Consider the following 16,946-nt stretch of genomic DNA (forward strand, 5'->3'; position numbering starts at 1 on the left):
CGTCCCTGGAGAGGGAGATCATGCCTGCGTACCTGTCAATCGACCGGTCGGCCGTCGCCACCGTCGTCAAGAAGATCGTCGTCGCCGAGTCACGCCTGTCCGTTCCGCCCGACGCCATCGCCGACGACGAACCGCTCGTCGGCGACCTGCTGCACGTCAACTCACTCGGCTTCGTCGGCATGCTCGTGCGGATCGAGGACGAGTTGGACGCGACGCTGCCGGACGACCTCTTCGTGGGCCGCAGCTTCCGCACCGTCGGCGACCTGATCGACGTCGTGACCGCCGCGGAGGTGCAGCCGTGACCACCGAGGTGCCCACCCGCTGGCGCAGCGTCCTGCCGTACCTGGCCGAGCCGCTGCCGCCGGACGTCACGCCGCGACGCGAGGGCGGCGAAGTCAAGATCAATATTCCCGTCGAGCTGGTCCGGCACAGCGTCTCCACAAGGGAGTACTGGGACATCCCCGCCCCCGTCGTGCAGCGGTACCGGCAATACCGGCCGACCCCGCTGTGGCGCGCCCGCGGCTTCGAGGAGGCCGTCGGCGCGCGGGTGCCGATCTACGTCAAGAACGAGGGCGTCAACATCTCCGGCAGCCACAAGCTCAACACCGCCCTCGCCCAGGCCCACTACTACCGTCAGGCCGGCGTCGAGGAACTGGTCACCGGCACCGGCGCCGGCCAGTGGGGCACCGCGATGGCCGCCGCGTGCGCCCTGTTCGGGCTCCGCTGCCGGGTCTTCATGGTGGAGTCCAGCCTGCGTCGCAAGCCGTATCGGGGGGTGCTGATGCGGATGCTCGGCGCCGAGGTGCACGCCAGCCCCAGCGGCCTGACCAAGGTCTCCGCCAGCGAGGAACTCGCCGCCGGCAACAGTCTCTCCCTCGCCATCGGCGAGGCGGTCGAGTACGCCGCCGACCACGACGGCGTCGCGTTCTGCATCGGCAGTGGCGAGACCTACAGCATCCTGCACCAGTCGGTGATCGGGTTGGAGGCGGCCGACCAGCTCGCCGAGCTCGACGCGCGGATCGACACGGTGGTCGGCTGCGTCGGTGCCGGTTCCAACTTCGGCGGCATCGCGCTGCCGTTCCACGCCGCCGCCCGGGCCGCCGGAGCCGAGGGGCCCCGGCTGGTGGCCGCCGAGTCCAGCAGCACCCCGAAACTCACCCGGGGCGTCTACGCGTACGACAAGACCGACGCGACGGGCAGCGGCCCGATGGAGGCGATGTACACCATCGGCAGCGACTACCAGATCCCCGACGCGCACACCGCCGGCCTGCGTTTCCACGGGGCCGCGAAGCTCATCTCCGCGATGCGGCACACCGGTGACGTGGACGCGGTGGCGGTCAGCCAGGCCGACGCCCTCGACGCGGGACGACTGCTCACCCGGCACGAGAGCCTCCTGCCCGCGCCCGAGTCCGGGCACGCCCTGGCCGCGGCTGCCCGGATCGCCGCCTCCGGCGAGACCCACCAGGGCGTGCTGGTCTGCGTGAGCGGGCACGGCTACCTGGATCTGGCCGCGTACGAGCACTTCCTCGCCGGCGGTGTGGAGGACCAGTCCCCGCCCGATGAGGCACTGGCCCGCGCGGTGGCCGGTCTGCGACCGGTGGGAGCACCGTCGTGACCGCCGCCGTCGCCACCGGGGTCCGTACCGAACTGCTCGACTGCATCCAGGCCAACCTCGCCGTCCTCGCCGACCGGTGGGGCGAACCGGGGCGCCACCTCGCCCTCGGCGCGACGCTGCGCTTTCAGCCGCGTCTCGGTCCCGACGGGCTACCCACCGTCGACCCGCCGGTGCGCCAGCACCTGGCCGAGCTGACGGGGCACGTCGGCCTGGTCGCCCAGCGCGAGCACCGCCACCTCGACCCGGCCGGCCTGCGCGCGCTGGCGGAACGGGCCGCAGTGGTGTACGCCGTCGGCGACAGCTACCACATGCCGTGGCTCCCGTACGCCGGCCACAGCCACATGGAGCACAGCTACCTCGTCGCCCTGCACGGCGAAGAGGCGCTGATCGGCGATGCCTACGACAACGAGACCGCCTGGGGTCCCGCGCGCCCCGGCAGCTGGACGCTGCCGTGGGCGCGGCTGCCCGTCACCGATCTGGCCGTGGTCTACACCGTCACGGACGAGTACCGAGCGCCCGCCCTCTCGGTACGCCTGGACGACCCGGCCGCCTACCTGGAGGCGTACGCGCGGTGCGGTGACCCGGTCGCCGCGGCCCGGCGGCTCACCGCCGAGACGTGGCTGATGAGCCGGGCCCGCAAGCTGCACGCCGCGTACCGCCTGCACCGGGGGGAGAGCCTGGACGCGGAGGCGCACCTGCGCCGCTGGGACCAGCTCACCGCCACCGCCTTCATCGCCCTGCGCCGGGTGGAGCGGGGTCGGCCCGCACCCGGCACGCTGCTGACCGACCTGGCCGCAGCCCTCGCCGCCGACCGGGACGTCTTCGCGACCCGGCCCGACCACCTGGAGAAGCCGTGAACCAGACCTTTCAGGACCTGCTCGTGCCCTACCTGCCGTACCTCAACGGTCGACCGGTCACCGAGGAGAGCCGCCTGCACGACCTCGGCCTCAACTCGATGAAGGCCATCGACCTGCTCTTCACCATCGAGGACGAACTCGGTGTGTCGCTGCCCGACGAGGATCTCAACGACTCGACCTTCGCGACCGCCGGCAGCCTGTGGCGCGCGGTGGAGCGGGCCGGTGCCGGCCAGCACACGAAGGTGGTCGTCTGATGACGCTCCCGACGGTGCTGGACGATCCGGCGGCGGACGCACCCCGGGTCCTCGACGCCCTCGGTCCCGGCGCGACCGGGCCGGACGCGTGGCGGGCACTGGGCGCCGCGGGCCTGCTCGCGCAGGTGTACCGCGACGGTGATCCCCGGCAGGGGGTGGACCCGGCCGCGCTCGGCGCGCTGCTGACCGCCGTCGACGAGCGCTGCCCGGTGGGGACCACGCTCGCGGTCTGCGTGCCGTTGGCCACCTGCCTGCCGCTGCTGGCCGGCGTGGCCGGTCCGGCCGCCCGGACGCTGGCGGACGCGCTGCGTGGCGACGCCGTCGTGGCCCTGGCCGCCACCGACGATGTCGCCGGTTGCGACCTGGCCTCGCTGGGCACGACCGTGACGCTGCACGAGGACCACGTGGAGCTCACCGGGACCAAGCGCTGGATCACCAACGCCACCCGGTGCGACGCGCTGCTGGTCCTCGCCCGGCACCGGCCCGGCCCGCACTTCACCAACTTCACCTGGCTGCTGGTACCCGCCACCGCTCCCGGCGTACGCGCCGAGGCGGCCGAGACCGACCTCTTCGACGGCTCGGGCACCGGGCATCTCTCCTTCGACCGGGTCCGGCTCGGTCGCGACCACGTGGTCGGTGGGGTCGGCCGGGGCATGAGTGGATTCGCCGCCCACATCGCCGTCGAACGGCTCGCCGGGGCGTTGTGGGCGGTAGCGCTCTGCCGGCGGGTCCTGGCGGACACCCTGCGGTACCTCCAGGACCGCCGGTACGGCGACGGCACCCTCTGGCACCTGGAGGGCGTCCGCCAGCGGTACGCCGCCGCGCTGCTGTCCGCCCGACAGCACCGGGCGCTCACCGACAGTCTGGCCGGGACCGTGGCGTCCGGCCGGGACGCGCCCGCCGCGGCGATGCTCAAGGCCAGCGCCGCCGGCACCCTCGAACGAGTCCTCGACGAGTGCGCGCACCTCCAGGGCGCGTACGGCTTCCGGACCGGTGGGCCGCAGCACCTACGCGCCCAGGCCGCCCTGTTCGGTATCGGCGGCGGCACGACCGAGGTCGTGTTGTCGGTGATTGGCGGTGCCGCCACCGACATCCTCGCGGGGCTGGACCGATGAGGGCACGTGAGGTCGACCCGGGGGTGTGGGCGGCGGCCGGCGGCGTTACGACCGACGGCACGACGTGGGCGGACCGCGCCGTGGCCGGCGAGATGGCACCCTGGCGGGCCCGGCAGTTCCTCGGCGGGCGGGCCCTGCTGAGGTCGCTGCTCGCCGAGGTGGTGCCGCCAGCCGCGGGGGCGGACCTGGTGCCCGGCCCGAACGGCAAGCCGGTGCTGGTCGGCTGGCCCGGGGTGGGCGTCAGCATCTCGCACGACGAGGAGCAGGTGGCGGTCTGCGTGGCCACCGGCCGTCGGGTCGGTGTCGACGTGCAGACGCCGCCGGACCCGGTCCCGGAGTCGATGCTGCGCCGGTGTGCCCGCCGTTACCTAGACGAGTTGGCCGCGCTGCCGCCGCGCCGGCGAAACCAGGTCTTCACCGAGATCTGGGCCGTCCAGGAGGCCTGCGTCAAGGTCGACGGCTCGGGCATCGGCGGTCGTCCATGGCGCATCGACGTGCCACCGGACCAGGACGAGGGCGACTGGCGCGGGCTGCGCTGGCGCAAGGTACGCGACCTCGCGGGCCCGCCCGTGGCGTGCGCGTGGGACGGTGGTAACCGGTGACGCCGGAGCTGTCCTGCTACACGAGCGCCCTCGTCGACCACCTCGGACCGGCCGCTGCGGACCGGCTCGCCGACTCGGTGCGTCTCTGGGTCCGCCTCGACGCCCCGGGAGGCGCGCTGGCCTTCTCCCACCACGACCGCGTCGACGGCGGCACGCTGGCGTACGCGTCCACCAGCGATTGGGTGACCGCCCGCGCGGCACTCGCCGAGCAGCTCGCCGAGCACGGCTCGGTGATCGTCGTGGGCAACACCTACCACCTGCCCTGGTCGCCGCAGCACCGGTCGCACTCGGTCGCCCACTGGTTCGTCCTGCGGGAACACCGGGGCCGCCGGTGGCGGGTGGGTGACCGGTTCGCCGCGCTGCTGCCCGCCGGTGAACAGCGACCCTTCACCGGGTGGCTCGACGACGCCGCACTGCGCACCGCGCTGACGCCTCTCGGCCGGTGTGCCGCCCACCAGCACAACCGGGACGTCTACGCGTTGGGCGTACCCGTCGAGGTGGGCGACCCCGACCAGTACCGGTGGCTCCGACCCGGCGGCGGTGGGGAAATCGCCTGGCCGGGCGAGTGGCTGCGGGAGCCGGCCGCGGCGCTGGCCGCGCTGCGCGACCGGTTTCTCACCGACGAGCGGGCCCTGCATCGACACGCCGACGACCTGTGGGCGGCCGCCCGGCACCACGGTCACCGGCTGACCCGGCGCGGCGACCTCACGCTGGCCGCCACCTGGGCCCAGCTTCCCAAGGCGCTGCGCTTCGCCGCCGACTCCGCTCGGCGCGGTCGCCCCCGGCCCGGGGTGCTCACCGAAGCGTTCGACCGGCTCATCGAGCTGACGACCAGGACAGAGGGGTATCGATGATCAGCCTTGAGACGGCCGTCGACGAGAGGACCTTCCGCGCCGCCATGTCCCGGCTGGGCAAGTGTGTCGCGATCACGACCGCGCTCGGCCCGGCCGGTCCGGTGGGATGCACCACCACCTCGCTCATGTCGCTGTCGGTAGCACCGCCGAGTGTGCTGCTGGCCTTCCGGACCGGTGGCCGTACCCTCGCCGACCTGCTCGCGGCCGGCCGCTTCGCGGTCAACGTGCTCTCCCGCGACCAGAACGAGCTGGTCCACCGCTTCGCCGCCGGCAACGCCCGAGACCGCTTCAGTGCGGTGGCGTACCGCCTGCACCACGGCGTGCCGCTGCTGCGGGGCGTCGCCGTCACGATGGTCTGCCAGCTACGCGAGTCCCTCACCGCCGTGGATCACACACTGGTCGTCGGCACCGTGTGCGAGCTGCGGACCGGCCCGGACGAGCCGCTGGTACTCGTCGGTGGGAGACCACACCGCGCCGTGCCCGAGACCCCCGCCCCGCTGCTCCCCGCCGGCAACTGCTGAAGCCGCCGACAATTCTCAACAGGAGGTCCCCATGTCCCCGGATCGAGCCTGGGTTCCGCACCGGTCCGACGAACGGTTCGACGAGTTTCTCCTCGCCGCGGCGCGTACACTGCCGGAGAGCCCGGCCGTCGTGGAGTACGTCGATGGCGGCACCCGGCACACCACCTTCGGCGAGCTGGCCGCCGCCGCCGAGCGCTACGTCGCCGCACTGGAACAGTACGGCCTTGACGTCGGCGATCGGGTGATGGTGGTCTCGGACACCTCGGCGGAGGCCATCGCGCTCCTGATGGCCTGCGCGTCGCGGGGGCTGCCGTTCGTGCCGGTGAGCCCGGAGACGCCGGCCGAGCGGCGGGCCGCGATCGCGGCCCTCGCCGAACCCGCGCTGTGCCTGTTCGCCGCCCCGCAGGCCAACACCGCTGCCGGCGAGGGCTGGTTCGGACCCGACGGCATCCACGTGTCGGCCCCGCCGGAGCCCCGGCCGCGCCGGCGCCGGACGGTGACGCCGACTGACCCGGCCTACATCATCTTCACCTCCGGGACCACCGGGCGACCGAAGGGCGTGGTGATGAGCCACCGGGCGGTGGTCTCCTTCTACCGGGGCATGCTCGCCGAGCGCATCGTCGGGGTCGACGACCGGGTGGCCTCGACCGCACCGCTCCAGTTCGACTTCTCGTTGCTCGACATCGGCCTGGCCCTGGGCAGTGGCGCGGCGGTCGTACCGGTGCCGCGGACGCTGCTGCGCTGGCCCACTCGCTTTCTCAAGGTGCTGCGTACCACCCGAGCGACCCAGGTCAACGGCGTTCCGTCGATCTGGCGGCAGGCGCTGCGGCACGTGCCCGATCAGGTCGCCGAGCTGACCGATCTGCGCGGCGTGCTGTTCTGTGGCGAGGACTTCCCGCTGCCCGAGCTGCGACTGCTCCAGCGGTTGCGTCCGACGGCCCGGCTGGTCAACTGCTACGGCGCGACAGAGTCGATGGCGGCCAGCTTCGCCGACGTGCCGAACCCGCTGCCCGGGGAACTGGACCGGCTGTCGATCGGCTCCGGCCACATCGGGGCCGAGTTGCTGCTCGTGCGGGAAGGCGCGGTGGTCGAGGAGACCGGCACCGTCGGCGAGATGTACCTGCGTAGTCCAGCGCTCTTCTCCGGCTACTGGGACGACGCCGAGGCGACCGCCGCCGCCCTCGTGCCAGACCCGGTCGAACCGCGCTCCGGTGACCGGGTGTTCCGCACCGGTGACCTGGCCTACCGGGGAGAGGACGGCGAGCTACGGTTCTGCGGACGGGTGGATTCGCAGGTGCAGATCCGCGGCAACCGGGTGGAGTTGGCCGAGGTACAGCGGCGGCTGCTGGAGTTCCCCGGGGTGGCCGAGGCCGCGGCAGTCGTGGTGACACCACCGGATCGGGATCCGGAACTCGCCGCGTTCGTGGTCCTCGCCACCGACGCCCCACCTGTCGAGGAGCGCGACATCTTGGCCTTCTGCCTGAGGTCGATGCCGTCCTACATGGCGCCGAGCCGGATGCGGGTGGCCGACGCCCTGCCGATCAATCAGCACGGCAAGACCGATCAGCGCAAGCTGCTCGCCGCGCTCGCCGGGGAGTGACGAGGGCGGCGTCAGTCCTCCCGGATCACCTGTTCGGCGGCGGCGAGCACGACCTCCAGGGCGGTGTGGCGGATGCTGCCGCGTCGCCACACCGCCTGGGTGTACGTCTGCATCGGCGGTCGCCAGGGCACCTTGCGCAGGACACCCGCCGTGATGTCCCGGGAGACCGCCACCTCGGGCAGCAGTCCGGCACCCACTCCGTTTGCGACGCTGCGCTTGACCGCTTCCAACGAATTCAACTTGAGCATCCGACGGGGTGGGGCCGGGAAGGGCTTGCCCTGGAGCGGGAAGGTCAGGCAGTGTCGGGCGTCGATGTCGGAACAGACCAGCATCGTGCTGAAGATCTCCTCAGCGTCGGCGGGCCGGCCGGGACCGTTCTCCGGCGCGACCACCAACGCCAATGGTTCTGGCCGGAGGATGCTGAATTCCAGATCCTCGTGCGACTGCTCGACCCCGATCAGGAAGGCACAGTCCAACTGCCCGTCGCGAAGGCGACTGAGGGCGTCCTGCGGTTCGAGCGGATGCAGTGAGAAATCAATCTTCGGATAGCGGACGCACAGGTACTCGATCAGCGGCAGCAGCCGATGGCTGGTCAGGATCTCCGGTGATCCCACGCTCACCCGGCCGTGGGGCTCGCTTGGGACGGCGACCGCTAGTTCTGCCTCCTCCGACAATCGGACGATCTCGCGGGCGTAGGGAAGAAATGTCCGACCGCTCGTGGTGGGCCGGACCCGGCCGGGCATCCGCTCCAGGAGGATCGCCTCCAGCGACCGCTCCAGAGTCTTGATCCGATGGGTGATCGTGGGTTGGCTCACCTTCAACCGGACCGCCGCCCCGGTGAAGCTTCCGGCGTCCACCGTGGTCAGGAGCGCCCGAAGTTGACGAATTTCCACAGCATTCTCCCGTAGCACGAAGCGTCCCCGGATGTGGCCGGGCTCGGACCCGAAAACCGCTGTGAGTCCGCCGACTTTGGTGAGTGGCTTCTCAGCACAGTGGTTCGTGCGCCAAACAATTGCCATGTGTGAATCTTTTGCGACCGACCGTAACACCTGCGTTTCAGGGGGTGCAAGCGCCAGATTGGATGTTTAAGCGGCGGAAAATTGGATACGGCCTAGCGCGCGTCGCCTGTGGTCGGGCCGGAGTGTCTGCCGTGCCCCCTCGACCATTCAGGTGCAAAATAGCCGTCGGAGGTGATCGATGTGGCTGAACGTCAAAACGTCCCAAAACTGTGTCAGGTGGTGCTCGACTGCACCGACGCCAGGTCGCTCGCGGAGTTCTATCGCTCGTTGTTGGGCCTGCTGTACGGTCCCGGGGACAAGCCGCCGGAGCGGGGGCGGGCGGACGAGCGTGGCGACGACTGGCTCGTGCTGAGGACCGCCGACGGCACCCCACAACTGGCCTTTCAGCAGGTGGACCAGTTGGCGGCACCGACCTGGCCGGACGGTTCGGTGCCGCAGCAGTTGCACCTGGATCTCAGCGTGACCTCGATCGAGGAGCTGAAGGCGCAGCACGAACGGGTGCTGGCTCTCGGCGGTCGGCTGTTGTCCGACCAGAAGAACGGCCCCGACGAACCCTTCCGGGTCTACGCGGACCCGGCCGGACATCCTTTCTGCATCTTCGTCGCCTGAGAGGAGTCGGGGCCGTACCGCCCGGTCGCCGGTCGGGGTACGCCTCGACGGTGCTGTTCCGAGGGGGCTCTTCGCCACGTGGCGAGCCTTTGCCCAAGCGCCCGCTTCGCGTCACTGAGTTGCTGCGGATCCACGAGATGCCCCGTCCACCAGTCATCGGAGGCCGGCCATCGCCCCGGTCCAGGGGTACCAGTGGGTGGAGGTGGCCGTGGGTGGGTTGCATGGGGGAGGATTCATTCGGCGATGCTTATTGTGGGCCAAGACAGGTGGTGCTGGTCGGCTCGCCCGTCCTTACTCCCGGTGCCGGTCGGCCCGCTCACGCTGATTAGGCGGCGCGGCGTACCGGGCGAAGCAGGGTGAGTGCTCGAAGGGCGTCGGCGCGGGAGATGGGTTGGTCGTCGTCGGATTGTATGGTCAGCGCGATCTCGATGGCCTGGCGGATCCAGGCGGTTTTGGTGATGCCGGCGTCCTTGGCGGCCATGGTGACGGCGTCATCGAGGTCGGTTGGCATGCGTAGGGACCGCACGACCATGACCTCGGCGCCTTCTGGTGGGAGGGAGGCAAGTAGTTCGGCCTCCTGTTCCGCGGTGGCTGGCGCTGGGTCGAAGGTGAGGTCGTTCATCAGCGCGGCGGCCTCTTCAGGGGTGCGCGGCAGGTGCTGCTGGTTGTCGTTCATCGCGTCTGCTCCCATCGGGTGAAGTCGGCACGTTCGGCGTCGCTCATGTCTCGTGCGCCGATGATTTTCCAGGTGAAGCCGTCAACGTGGTGTACAGCCACGATCAGGGGCCGGCCGTTGCGGGTGCGCGCCCACACCGTCAGCACCCGCAACCCAGTGGCATCAGCGCCGGGGCGCGGCCACCGCTGCTTTGCCTCCAGGACTTGACGGACTTCGTAGGGCTGAATATCCGCCAGGGCCTGCAACGCCCACTCTTCCCACTCGTACGGCACAGGACGTAGTGTAATACACATGTATTCTAGCAGCTAGGCGCGCCGCTGCGAACAAGCCTCGACCACCGCTGAGCGGCCACCGCGCAGGGGGAGCAGGCCCGCTCGTCCGCCGATCACGACGAGAACGTTGCGCCCCATCCTTTGATGGCGTCGTCCGGCTTCTGGCAGGTCCGCCCGCGAGGGCGGTCCCGATGGCGGGGACAGATGGCGTGCGCTATCGACGGCGCCACCATGTTCGTGCCCGACAGTGCGGCGAACCTGGCGGTCTGTCCGCGCCAGGCCGGCAACCAAGACGGGCACCGGCACCCGATGCCGCGGCCGATCGCCGGCCACCGGGAGCACCACCGCGGCAATCAGCCCGCACCGGCAGCGGTCTTCCCCGCCCTGAGCGAGTAAGAGTTGCGTACCCCTGCGGCGTTTGCGCCCACACTATCCGCCGGGAGTTGCTCCACCTGCGCTGACGTCACCGCTTCCGCGTCGGCGGGGGCAGCGGTGAGGCGCGGCAGCCCGCGTCCTCGGGGGCACGACGAGGAGCTTGTCGAGGCGCTCGTGCCCACCCCGCGGCCGGTCGCGCCGCCGGAGCCGGCACCCCTGCCGGTGCTGCCGCCGCCGGCGGCCCGCCGGCCTGACGGTGGCGTGCTATTCGACGTGGCCCACGCGGACGCCGCCGGCCGGATCACTGCCCGTCCGCTGCTGCGCGCCCTCGGTTGGACACCCGGACTCACGCTGCACGTCGACGTCGTGAACGGCGCGGTCCTCATCATCCCAGCACCCGATGGCACGCACGGCGTGGGCACCCGCGAGGAACTGCCCCTACCCGCCGCCGCCCGACGCCTGTGCGGCATCGTCACCGGCGAACCCGTGCTCTTGGCCGCCCTGCCAGGCCAGAACCGCATCGTCGTGCACCCCTCACACACCATCGCCGCGGTCCTGGCCGACCTGCACGCCCGCATCCTCGGAGAGTCCCCATGACCACAAAACCCGACCGTGTCGCCACCGCCCGGGCGCTACTCGCGCACCTTGGCCTGAGCGCCGCCGACCTCACCAGCCCCGGCGTGTTTACCGTGCCGACAGTCGCCGACTATCTGCCTGCTGTTGTAGCCGCAGCGAGCCCAGGTACCCGATGTACCTACGGAAGCTCCTGGCGACGGCTGGCCGCCGCACTCGGCGACCGACGCATCGACGCGGTGCGCACCAGCGACCTCGAAGCCCTCATGCGACAAGCCATCACCAGCGCCCGGCCGCACCGCAACTCCCGCGGCGGCCGCCATGCCGGCGAGCACCTCATCGCCGCCGCCCGCGCCTTCTACAACCGGGCCATCGCCGACGGCTACCTCACCGCCGGAGACAGCCCCGCCCACCGGATCCGCAAACCCCGCCGGCTGCCCAACACCCGCCGCGCCCTCACCCCGGACGAACTGTCCGACATCAACTCCGCCGCGCGTAGCGGCGGCAACGACATCATCCTCGACGCACTGCTACTGCGCTTGCACACCGAAACCGCCTGCCGACGCGGCGGCGCCCTCGCGCTGCGCCTGATCGACCTCGACACCGAGCACGCGCTGATCCGGCTGTCCGAGAAGGGCGGCACCCAACGCTGGCAGCCCATCACCCCGATGCTCGCCAGCCGGCTGAGCGACCACGCCCAAGCCCGCGGCGCCGCCGCACCGACCGACGCGCTGCTGCGCTACCGCAACAGCCAGCCCGCCACCTACCGCCGCTACGACCTGCTCTGGGCCCGCATCGGCCGACAGCTACCGTGGGTCGCCACGCAGGGTGTCTCCACCCACTGGCTACGCCACACCACCCTCACATGGGTCGAACGGCACTTCGGCTACGGCATCGCCCGCGCCTACGCCGGACACACCGACAGGCGCGGGCCCGCCACCACCACCTACATCAAAGCCGACCTACACGCCGTCGCCACCGCGCTGGCCGCCCTTACCGGTCGACCCCATCCACTTGCCACGTCCGCACCGGCCGTCAGTTGACCGATCAGCCCTTCAACGCGAGCAGCCAGTACCTGGACCAGCAGCAGCGGGCCACGACCCTGCGAGTCCTGGCCACCATGCCGGCCATCACCTACCGCGGGCCGCACACCGATATCGTGGGGCGGCTCGGCCTGGCCTTCGACGTCGTCGCCGGCGGCTCCACCTCGACGGTCGTCATCGACCAGAGCACGGGGGAGCTGCTGGCCGCGACCGAGAGGATCACCAGCGGCTTCCGGCCGGGCCTGTTCTCCTACGTCCTCATCCTCGGATGCGGTCACGCCAGCACCGCCGACCGCACGCAGCCACCGGGAGCCGCGAACCGGTAACGAGCTGACCGGTCGCCGATCTGGGGAGGGAAGCGGCCGGTCACGGCCGGCGGCAGCGGCCCCCGTCCGCTGCCGCCGGCCACCCCTGGGGCCACCAGCGACATCCCGCTCACGGCCACTAGCGAGCGCCACCCGCCCCGCTGGCCCTCTACCAGCCCCACACGCCGCCGTGCAGCAACGACTTGAAGTGTTTCCCCGTTTTGCTCAGCTTGCCCGCGATCGTCTCATCGATCCTGCTTCACCTCTGCACTAGAGCTGCTCAGTCCCGCTGTCGTGGCGTACGGCCCGCGGAGGGCGGGTGAAGTGTGCGGCGCCGTGGGTGAGAGCGGCGAGGGTCGGCGCCAGGAAGCAGACCGCGGCGCAGGTGGCCAGCACGGGCGTTGGGCCGAATGCGGCGATGGCCGGGGCGATGAGCGCGAGGCCGGCAGGTGCCAGGCCGTAGGAGACGAGGAAGTCCAGGGACGACACCCGGGCCAGTGCGCGGGGGTCCATCTCCCGCTGGATGGCGGTGAACCAGGGCACGTTGAACAATTCGATGCCGATGCCGGCCAGTGTGTAGGCGGCGACGACCGCGAACTGGTGCGCCGGCAGCAGCAGGCTCAGCGGAGCGAAGCCGTAGCACGCCAGTCCGGCGAGGGCGGTCCAGCCAGGCCGGTGGGGCTGCCAGCGGGCGAGCGTCAGGGCGCCGGCGAGCGCGCCGACGGTGTAGGCGGTGGTGGCGGCGGCCAGCACGATCTCCGTGCCGTAGCGGTCTCGGCTGATCACCGGAAGAGCCACTCCGGTGGCCGAGTAGCCGGTGGCGATCACGGCGGTGAGGGCAGCCAGGCCGGCGAGGAACCAGGGATGCCGGCGGGCCTCCCGGATGCCGTCGACGAACTCTGCCCGGAAGCGGCGGGTGTTGGTGGCGGCGGGAACTGTGCGGTGCGTGCCGGCGGGGGGTGACAGGGCGGCGACGGCCCAGAGCGCCGCCGTACCCAGCAGCAGAACCGGAATGGTGGCCACGACCGCCAGCAACACCGTCAGCGCGGGCGCGAGCAGGGTGGTGCCGCGTACGGCGAAGGTGATGGCGGCGTTCGCGGGCTGGCGCCGCCCGGCGTCGACGACCTCGGCGGTGAGCGCCTGGAACGCCGGCCGGCACGCGCCCTGACCGGCCCCGACAACGGCCGCGGCGACGGCCATCAGCGCCACCGACCGGCCCAGGCCGGCCGCGATCAGCGGGGTGGCTAGGGCGGCGGCCACGCCGGACCAGAACACCACGGCCCGTCGCGAGTGCCGGTCGGCGAGCACACCACCGACCGGCACTGCGACCAGGAAGCCGACGGTACGGGTGGCCAGCACGATCCCCAGGCCCGTCGGGTCGAGGCTGCGATCGAGCACCGCCAACCCGAGGATGAACGGCATCGCCCAGGTGGCCAGGCCGGACGCGGTGGTGCCGCACCACAGGCGCAGGAACGCGGAATCGCGCAGCAGCGTCCGGCCACCGGTCGGCGCCGTATCGGGTCGGAGGGTGACGGGCATCGGGGTCAGGAACGGACGCCGCGCAGGTATTCGGCGAACTTCTCCAACCCGTCGATGTTGCGCGGGCCGGAAATGCCTTCGTTGTAGTCGAGCACGAAGAACCGGTCGTTGACCACGGCCGGCAGGCTCTTCGTGGCGGGGAAGTTCTTCAGAAAGTCGATCTTCTCCTGCGCGGGCTTGTCGGCGTAGTCGAGAATGATGATCACCTCCGGTCGACCCTCGACCACGGCCTCCCAGCTGACCTGCGTCCAGCGGGCGTCCATCTCACCGAAGATGTTGCGCCCCCCGGCGAACGTGATGATGTCGGTGGGCGGCACCTGCCGGCCGGCGGTGAACGGCTGGTCGGTACCCGAGTCGTAGAGGAAGACCGGCAGCCGCTCGGCGGGTGCCGCCGCCCGCGCCGCGTCGACGCGCTCCCGCATGCCGCCGACGACCTCGGCAGCCTTCGCCTCGACGCCAAAGATGCTGCCCAGTCGCTCCAGATCCGTGTAGAGACCCTCGAACGGCGTGATCCGCTGCGGGAAACCGGGATAGTTGAAGCACGACTCGCTGTGCATGAAGCTCTGAATGCCGAGCCCATCGAGGATCTGCGGGGTGATGCCCCGCGCGTCGCTGAAACCGGAATTCCACCCCGCCACCACGAAGTCGGCGCCGGCGTCGACGACCAGTTCCCGGTTGAGCAGGTCGTCACTGAGGAACTCGACCTTGGCGTACTCCGACGCCCAGGGCGACTCGGTGACCGGCGGGTTGGCCGGCGGCATCACGTAGCCGTGCACGTGGTCGGTGAGGCCGAGGACGAACATCTTGTCGGCGCTGCCGCCCTCATACATCACGGCCCGCTGCGGCGTGCTGTATTCGACCTCCTCGCCGCACCGCGGCACGGTGACCGTGCGGGCGTCGGCGGAGGTCTGCACGTCGGCGCCGCAGGCCGACAGCAGCAGAGCGGCGGTCAGGCCGGCGGCGGTGGCGCGCAGCGGTCCGGTGGCGGGATGGAACCTGGTCATCATGTACGGGGTGCTTCCTCTTCGACGGATGGTTGTCGGGCGTACTCGGCGGGTGGGTGCAGGGCGTAGAGCAGTTGCGGGTCGCCGGTGAGCGGATGCGCGACCACGGTGGCCGAGACACCGAACACCTCACGTATGAGGTCGGTGGTCAGCACCTGCCAGGGAGTGCCGGCGGCCACCAGGGCGCCGTCGGCGAGCACGCCGATGCGGTCGCAGGTCGCGGCGGCGAGGTTCAGGTCGTGCAGGACCACGAGCACGGTCAGACCCGATCCCCGCAGCAGGGACAACAGGTGGATCTGGTGCCGGATGTCCAGGTGGTTGGTGGGCTCGTCCAGGATCAGGATCTCGGGCTCCTGCACCAGTGCGCGGGCCACCATGACGCGCTGCCGTTCCCCACCGGAGAGGCTGAGGACACCGCGTCGGGCGAGGTGGGTGAGGTGCAGCCGAGCCATCGCCCGTTCGCAGAGTTCCCGCTCACGACGGCTCAGCGCCCGGTTGCCCCGCAGGTGCGGGGCACGGCCGAGGGCGACCACCTCCGCGACGGTGAAGTCGAGGTCGGAGCCACTGTCCTGGGTCAGCGCAGCGACCGACCGGGCGCTGTCGCGCGGCGCCAGGGTGGCGAGGTCGTCCCCGCCGACGCGGACCACCCCGCCCGTCGGGCGTAACGCCCGGTAGACGCAGCGCAGCGCGGTGGACTTGCCGGAGCCGTTCGGGCCGACCAGACCGACGACCTGTCCCCGGCCGACGGCCAGCGACAGGTCCCGTACCAGCAGGTGGCCGTCGGTGGCCACGGTGACGGCGTCGAACTCCAGGTCCATCGTCAGCGCCCGCCGAAGAGGTAGCCGCGGCGACGCATCAGCGCGATGAAGACCGGCACCCCGACCAGCGCCGTGATCACTCCCAGCGGCAACTCCCGAGGGGCGACCACGGTACGGGAGAAGAGGTCCACCCACACCATGAAGACCGCGCCGACCAGGGGTGTCACCAGCATGACCCGGGCGTGCGTCGCGCCCACCACGATCCGTACCACGTGTGGCAGCACCAGGCCGACGAAGGCGATCGCCCCGCTCACGGCCACCGTCGCACCAGTGATCAAGGACGTGACGACGAACAGCAGAGACCGTGTCCGCGTACTGTCCACCCCGAGGCTGGCCGCGGTCTCGTCGCCGAACGTCAGCACGTCCAGCGTGCGACTCTGCCGACGCAGCAGGACGACGCCCGCGAACACCACGGCCGCCACCGGTGGCAGCGAGCCCCAGGTGGCCGCCCCGAAACCGCCCATCGACCAGAACAGCAACGTGCTGGTGGCCTCGCTGTCGGGCGAGAAGTACACGATCATCGCCATCACGGACTGGAAGCCGAACGACATCACCACGCCGGTCAGCACCAACCGCAGCGGGGTGAGCCCCACCCGACTCCAGGCCGCCAGGAACACCAGCGCGGTGGCCAGCATCGCGCCGAGGAAGGCACCCGCGGACACGGCGTACACACCGGCCGCGGCCAGACCGCCGGAGACGGTGACCGCGACCGCGCCGACCGACGCGCCGGAGGAGACGCCCAGCACGAACGGGTCGGCGAGCGCGTTGCGCACCAGGGCCTGGACGGCCACCCCGACGGCGCCGAGCCCGGCACCCACGCACGCCGCCAGCAGCACCCGGGGCGTACGGATCTGCCAGATGATCTGGTACCGGGTTGCCTCGTCGGCGGAGACGATTCCGCCGGTGATGCCTGCCCACAGGTAGCGGGCGGTGGCTTCCGGTGGCACGACCGCCGCTCCCAGACCGATCACCACCAGCACGGAGGCGATCAGGGCGAGGACGAGCAGCCCGACGATCGGCGTCACCCGGGCAGCCTGCTCGCCGGGTGCCGCCACCTGCCTACGGGGCGTGGCCGCGTCCGCGCGCTCGGTGCCGGGTGCCAGGACGGCCGGTTCAGCGTGTGGACGGCCGACCACGCCATGCCCCCGAGATGAAACTGATTTTCATTGTGCGAACCCTAGCAGGTGGTGCGCCCGTCGCGGATTGCGCCGACCTGGGAGGTACCGGTGTCCTGCCGCAGTCACCGACGGCACCCGAGGGCCTGACGGTCGCGGACCTGGTGATGCGCGGCCGCC

20 protein-coding genes are annotated in these 16,946 nt (G+C 71.4%); 13 read left to right on the forward strand and 7 right to left on the reverse strand.

Annotated features, from left to right (window positions below):
- Positions 1 to 20 precede the first annotated feature (20 nt).
- Genes O7615_RS16945 through O7615_RS16985 form a run of 9 tightly spaced genes read left to right on the forward strand, consistent with a single transcriptional unit; the run spans position 21 to position 7,418 of the window.
- On the forward strand, positions 21 to 302 hold the full coding sequence (locus O7615_RS16945) for an acyl carrier protein (protein ID WP_278178624.1): 282 nt from the start codon (positions 21 to 23) through the stop codon (positions 300 to 302).
- Positions 299 to 1,615: a TrpB-like pyridoxal phosphate-dependent enzyme gene (locus O7615_RS16950; protein ID WP_278178625.1), complete on the forward strand. Its 1,317-nt coding sequence runs from the start codon at positions 299 to 301 to the stop codon at positions 1,613 to 1,615. Before O7615_RS16945 ends, O7615_RS16950 begins: the two co-directional genes overlap by 4 nt.
- Positions 1,612 to 2,472, forward strand: coding sequence for a hypothetical protein (locus O7615_RS16955; RefSeq protein WP_278178626.1), 861 nt, complete (start codon positions 1,612 to 1,614; stop codon positions 2,470 to 2,472). Before O7615_RS16950 ends, O7615_RS16955 begins: the two co-directional genes overlap by 4 nt.
- Complete coding sequence (locus O7615_RS16960; protein WP_278178627.1) at positions 2,469 to 2,726, forward strand: phosphopantetheine-binding protein; 258 nt, start codon at positions 2,469 to 2,471, stop codon at positions 2,724 to 2,726. The genes O7615_RS16955 and O7615_RS16960 overlap by 4 nt, the downstream gene beginning before the upstream one ends.
- Positions 2,726 to 3,841, forward strand: coding sequence for an acyl-CoA dehydrogenase (locus O7615_RS16965; protein WP_278178628.1), 1,116 nt, complete (start codon positions 2,726 to 2,728; stop codon positions 3,839 to 3,841). The genes O7615_RS16960 and O7615_RS16965 overlap by 1 nt, the downstream gene beginning before the upstream one ends.
- Positions 3,838 to 4,443, forward strand: a complete 606-nt coding sequence (locus tag O7615_RS16970) for a 4'-phosphopantetheinyl transferase superfamily protein (protein WP_278178629.1) — start codon at positions 3,838 to 3,840, stop codon at positions 4,441 to 4,443. The genes O7615_RS16965 and O7615_RS16970 overlap by 4 nt, the downstream gene beginning before the upstream one ends.
- Positions 4,440 to 5,297: a hypothetical protein gene (locus O7615_RS16975; RefSeq protein ID WP_278178630.1), complete on the forward strand. Its 858-nt coding sequence runs from the start codon at positions 4,440 to 4,442 to the stop codon at positions 5,295 to 5,297. The genes O7615_RS16970 and O7615_RS16975 overlap by 4 nt, the downstream gene beginning before the upstream one ends.
- Positions 5,294 to 5,818, forward strand: a complete 525-nt coding sequence (locus O7615_RS16980; RefSeq protein ID WP_278178632.1) for a flavin reductase family protein — start codon at positions 5,294 to 5,296, stop codon at positions 5,816 to 5,818. Before O7615_RS16975 ends, O7615_RS16980 begins: the two co-directional genes overlap by 4 nt.
- 31 nt (positions 5,819 to 5,849) lie before the next feature.
- Positions 5,850 to 7,418 carry an AMP-binding protein gene (locus O7615_RS16985; protein ID WP_278178633.1) on the forward strand — a complete coding sequence of 523 codons (1,569 nt, stop codon included), beginning with the start codon at positions 5,850 to 5,852 and terminating at the stop codon, positions 7,416 to 7,418.
- 11 nt (positions 7,419 to 7,429) lie between these two features.
- Here O7615_RS16985 and O7615_RS16990 read toward each other — a convergent pair whose 3' ends face one another.
- Complete coding sequence (locus O7615_RS16990; protein WP_278178634.1) at positions 7,430 to 8,311, reverse strand: LysR family transcriptional regulator; 882 nt, start codon at positions 8,309 to 8,311, stop codon at positions 7,430 to 7,432.
- Positions 8,312 to 8,617: 306 nt separating this feature from the next.
- Here O7615_RS16990 and O7615_RS16995 point away from each other — a divergent pair, with 306 nt between their 5' ends.
- Positions 8,618 to 9,046 carry a VOC family protein gene (locus O7615_RS16995; RefSeq protein WP_278178636.1) on the forward strand — a complete coding sequence of 143 codons (429 nt, stop codon included), beginning with the start codon at positions 8,618 to 8,620 and terminating at the stop codon, positions 9,044 to 9,046.
- Positions 9,047 to 9,371: 325 nt separating this feature from the next.
- On the opposite strand, the gene O7615_RS17000 is transcribed toward O7615_RS16995, so the two are convergent.
- Entirely contained in the window at positions 9,372 to 9,722 is a 351-nt protein-coding gene (locus O7615_RS17000; RefSeq protein WP_278178637.1) for a hypothetical protein, read from the reverse strand.
- Complete coding sequence (locus O7615_RS17005) at positions 9,719 to 9,994, reverse strand: hypothetical protein (protein ID WP_278178638.1); 276 nt, start codon at positions 9,992 to 9,994, stop codon at positions 9,719 to 9,721. Before O7615_RS17005 ends, O7615_RS17000 begins: the two co-directional genes overlap by 4 nt.
- Positions 9,995 to 10,543: 549 nt before the next feature.
- Between O7615_RS17005 and O7615_RS17010 the strand changes: the two genes are divergently transcribed.
- From O7615_RS17010 to O7615_RS17020, 3 genes are read left to right on the forward strand one after another with little or no spacing between them, the layout of a single operon-like run.
- Entirely contained in the window at positions 10,544 to 10,966 is a 423-nt protein-coding gene (locus O7615_RS17010; protein ID WP_278178639.1) for a hypothetical protein, read from the forward strand.
- The gene (locus tag O7615_RS17015; RefSeq protein ID WP_278178640.1) at positions 10,963 to 11,985 is read left to right on the forward strand and encodes a site-specific integrase; all 1,023 of its coding nucleotides are present in this window, start codon (positions 10,963 to 10,965) and stop codon (positions 11,983 to 11,985) included. Before O7615_RS17010 ends, O7615_RS17015 begins: the two co-directional genes overlap by 4 nt.
- Complete coding sequence (locus tag O7615_RS17020) at positions 11,982 to 12,311, forward strand: hypothetical protein (RefSeq protein ID WP_278178641.1); 330 nt, start codon at positions 11,982 to 11,984, stop codon at positions 12,309 to 12,311. The genes O7615_RS17015 and O7615_RS17020 overlap by 4 nt, the downstream gene beginning before the upstream one ends.
- 249 nt (positions 12,312 to 12,560) lie before the next feature.
- Here the strand turns inward: O7615_RS17020 and O7615_RS17025 are convergent, their stop codons facing one another.
- From O7615_RS17025 to O7615_RS17040, 4 genes are read right to left on the reverse strand one after another with little or no spacing between them, the layout of a single operon-like run.
- Positions 12,561 to 13,829, reverse strand: a complete 1,269-nt coding sequence (locus O7615_RS17025; RefSeq protein WP_278178642.1) for an MFS transporter — start codon at positions 13,827 to 13,829, stop codon at positions 12,561 to 12,563.
- Between the two features lie 5 nt (positions 13,830 to 13,834).
- Positions 13,835 to 14,836: an ABC transporter substrate-binding protein gene (locus O7615_RS17030; protein ID WP_278178643.1), complete on the reverse strand. Its 1,002-nt coding sequence runs from the start codon at positions 14,834 to 14,836 to the stop codon at positions 13,835 to 13,837.
- Complete coding sequence (locus O7615_RS17035; RefSeq protein ID WP_278178645.1) at positions 14,833 to 15,651, reverse strand: ABC transporter ATP-binding protein; 819 nt, start codon at positions 15,649 to 15,651, stop codon at positions 14,833 to 14,835. Before O7615_RS17035 ends, O7615_RS17030 begins: the two co-directional genes overlap by 4 nt.
- 2 nt (positions 15,652 to 15,653) lie before the next feature.
- A complete protein-coding gene (locus O7615_RS17040; protein ID WP_278178646.1) occupies positions 15,654 to 16,676 on the reverse strand; it encodes an iron ABC transporter permease in 1,023 nt (340 codons plus the stop codon).
- Positions 16,677 to 16,946 lie beyond the last annotated feature (270 nt).

The sequence above is a fragment of the Micromonospora sp. WMMD1082 genome (assembly GCF_029626175.1).
In the GTDB taxonomy this organism is placed as follows: Bacteria; Actinomycetota; Actinomycetes; order Mycobacteriales; family Micromonosporaceae; genus Micromonospora.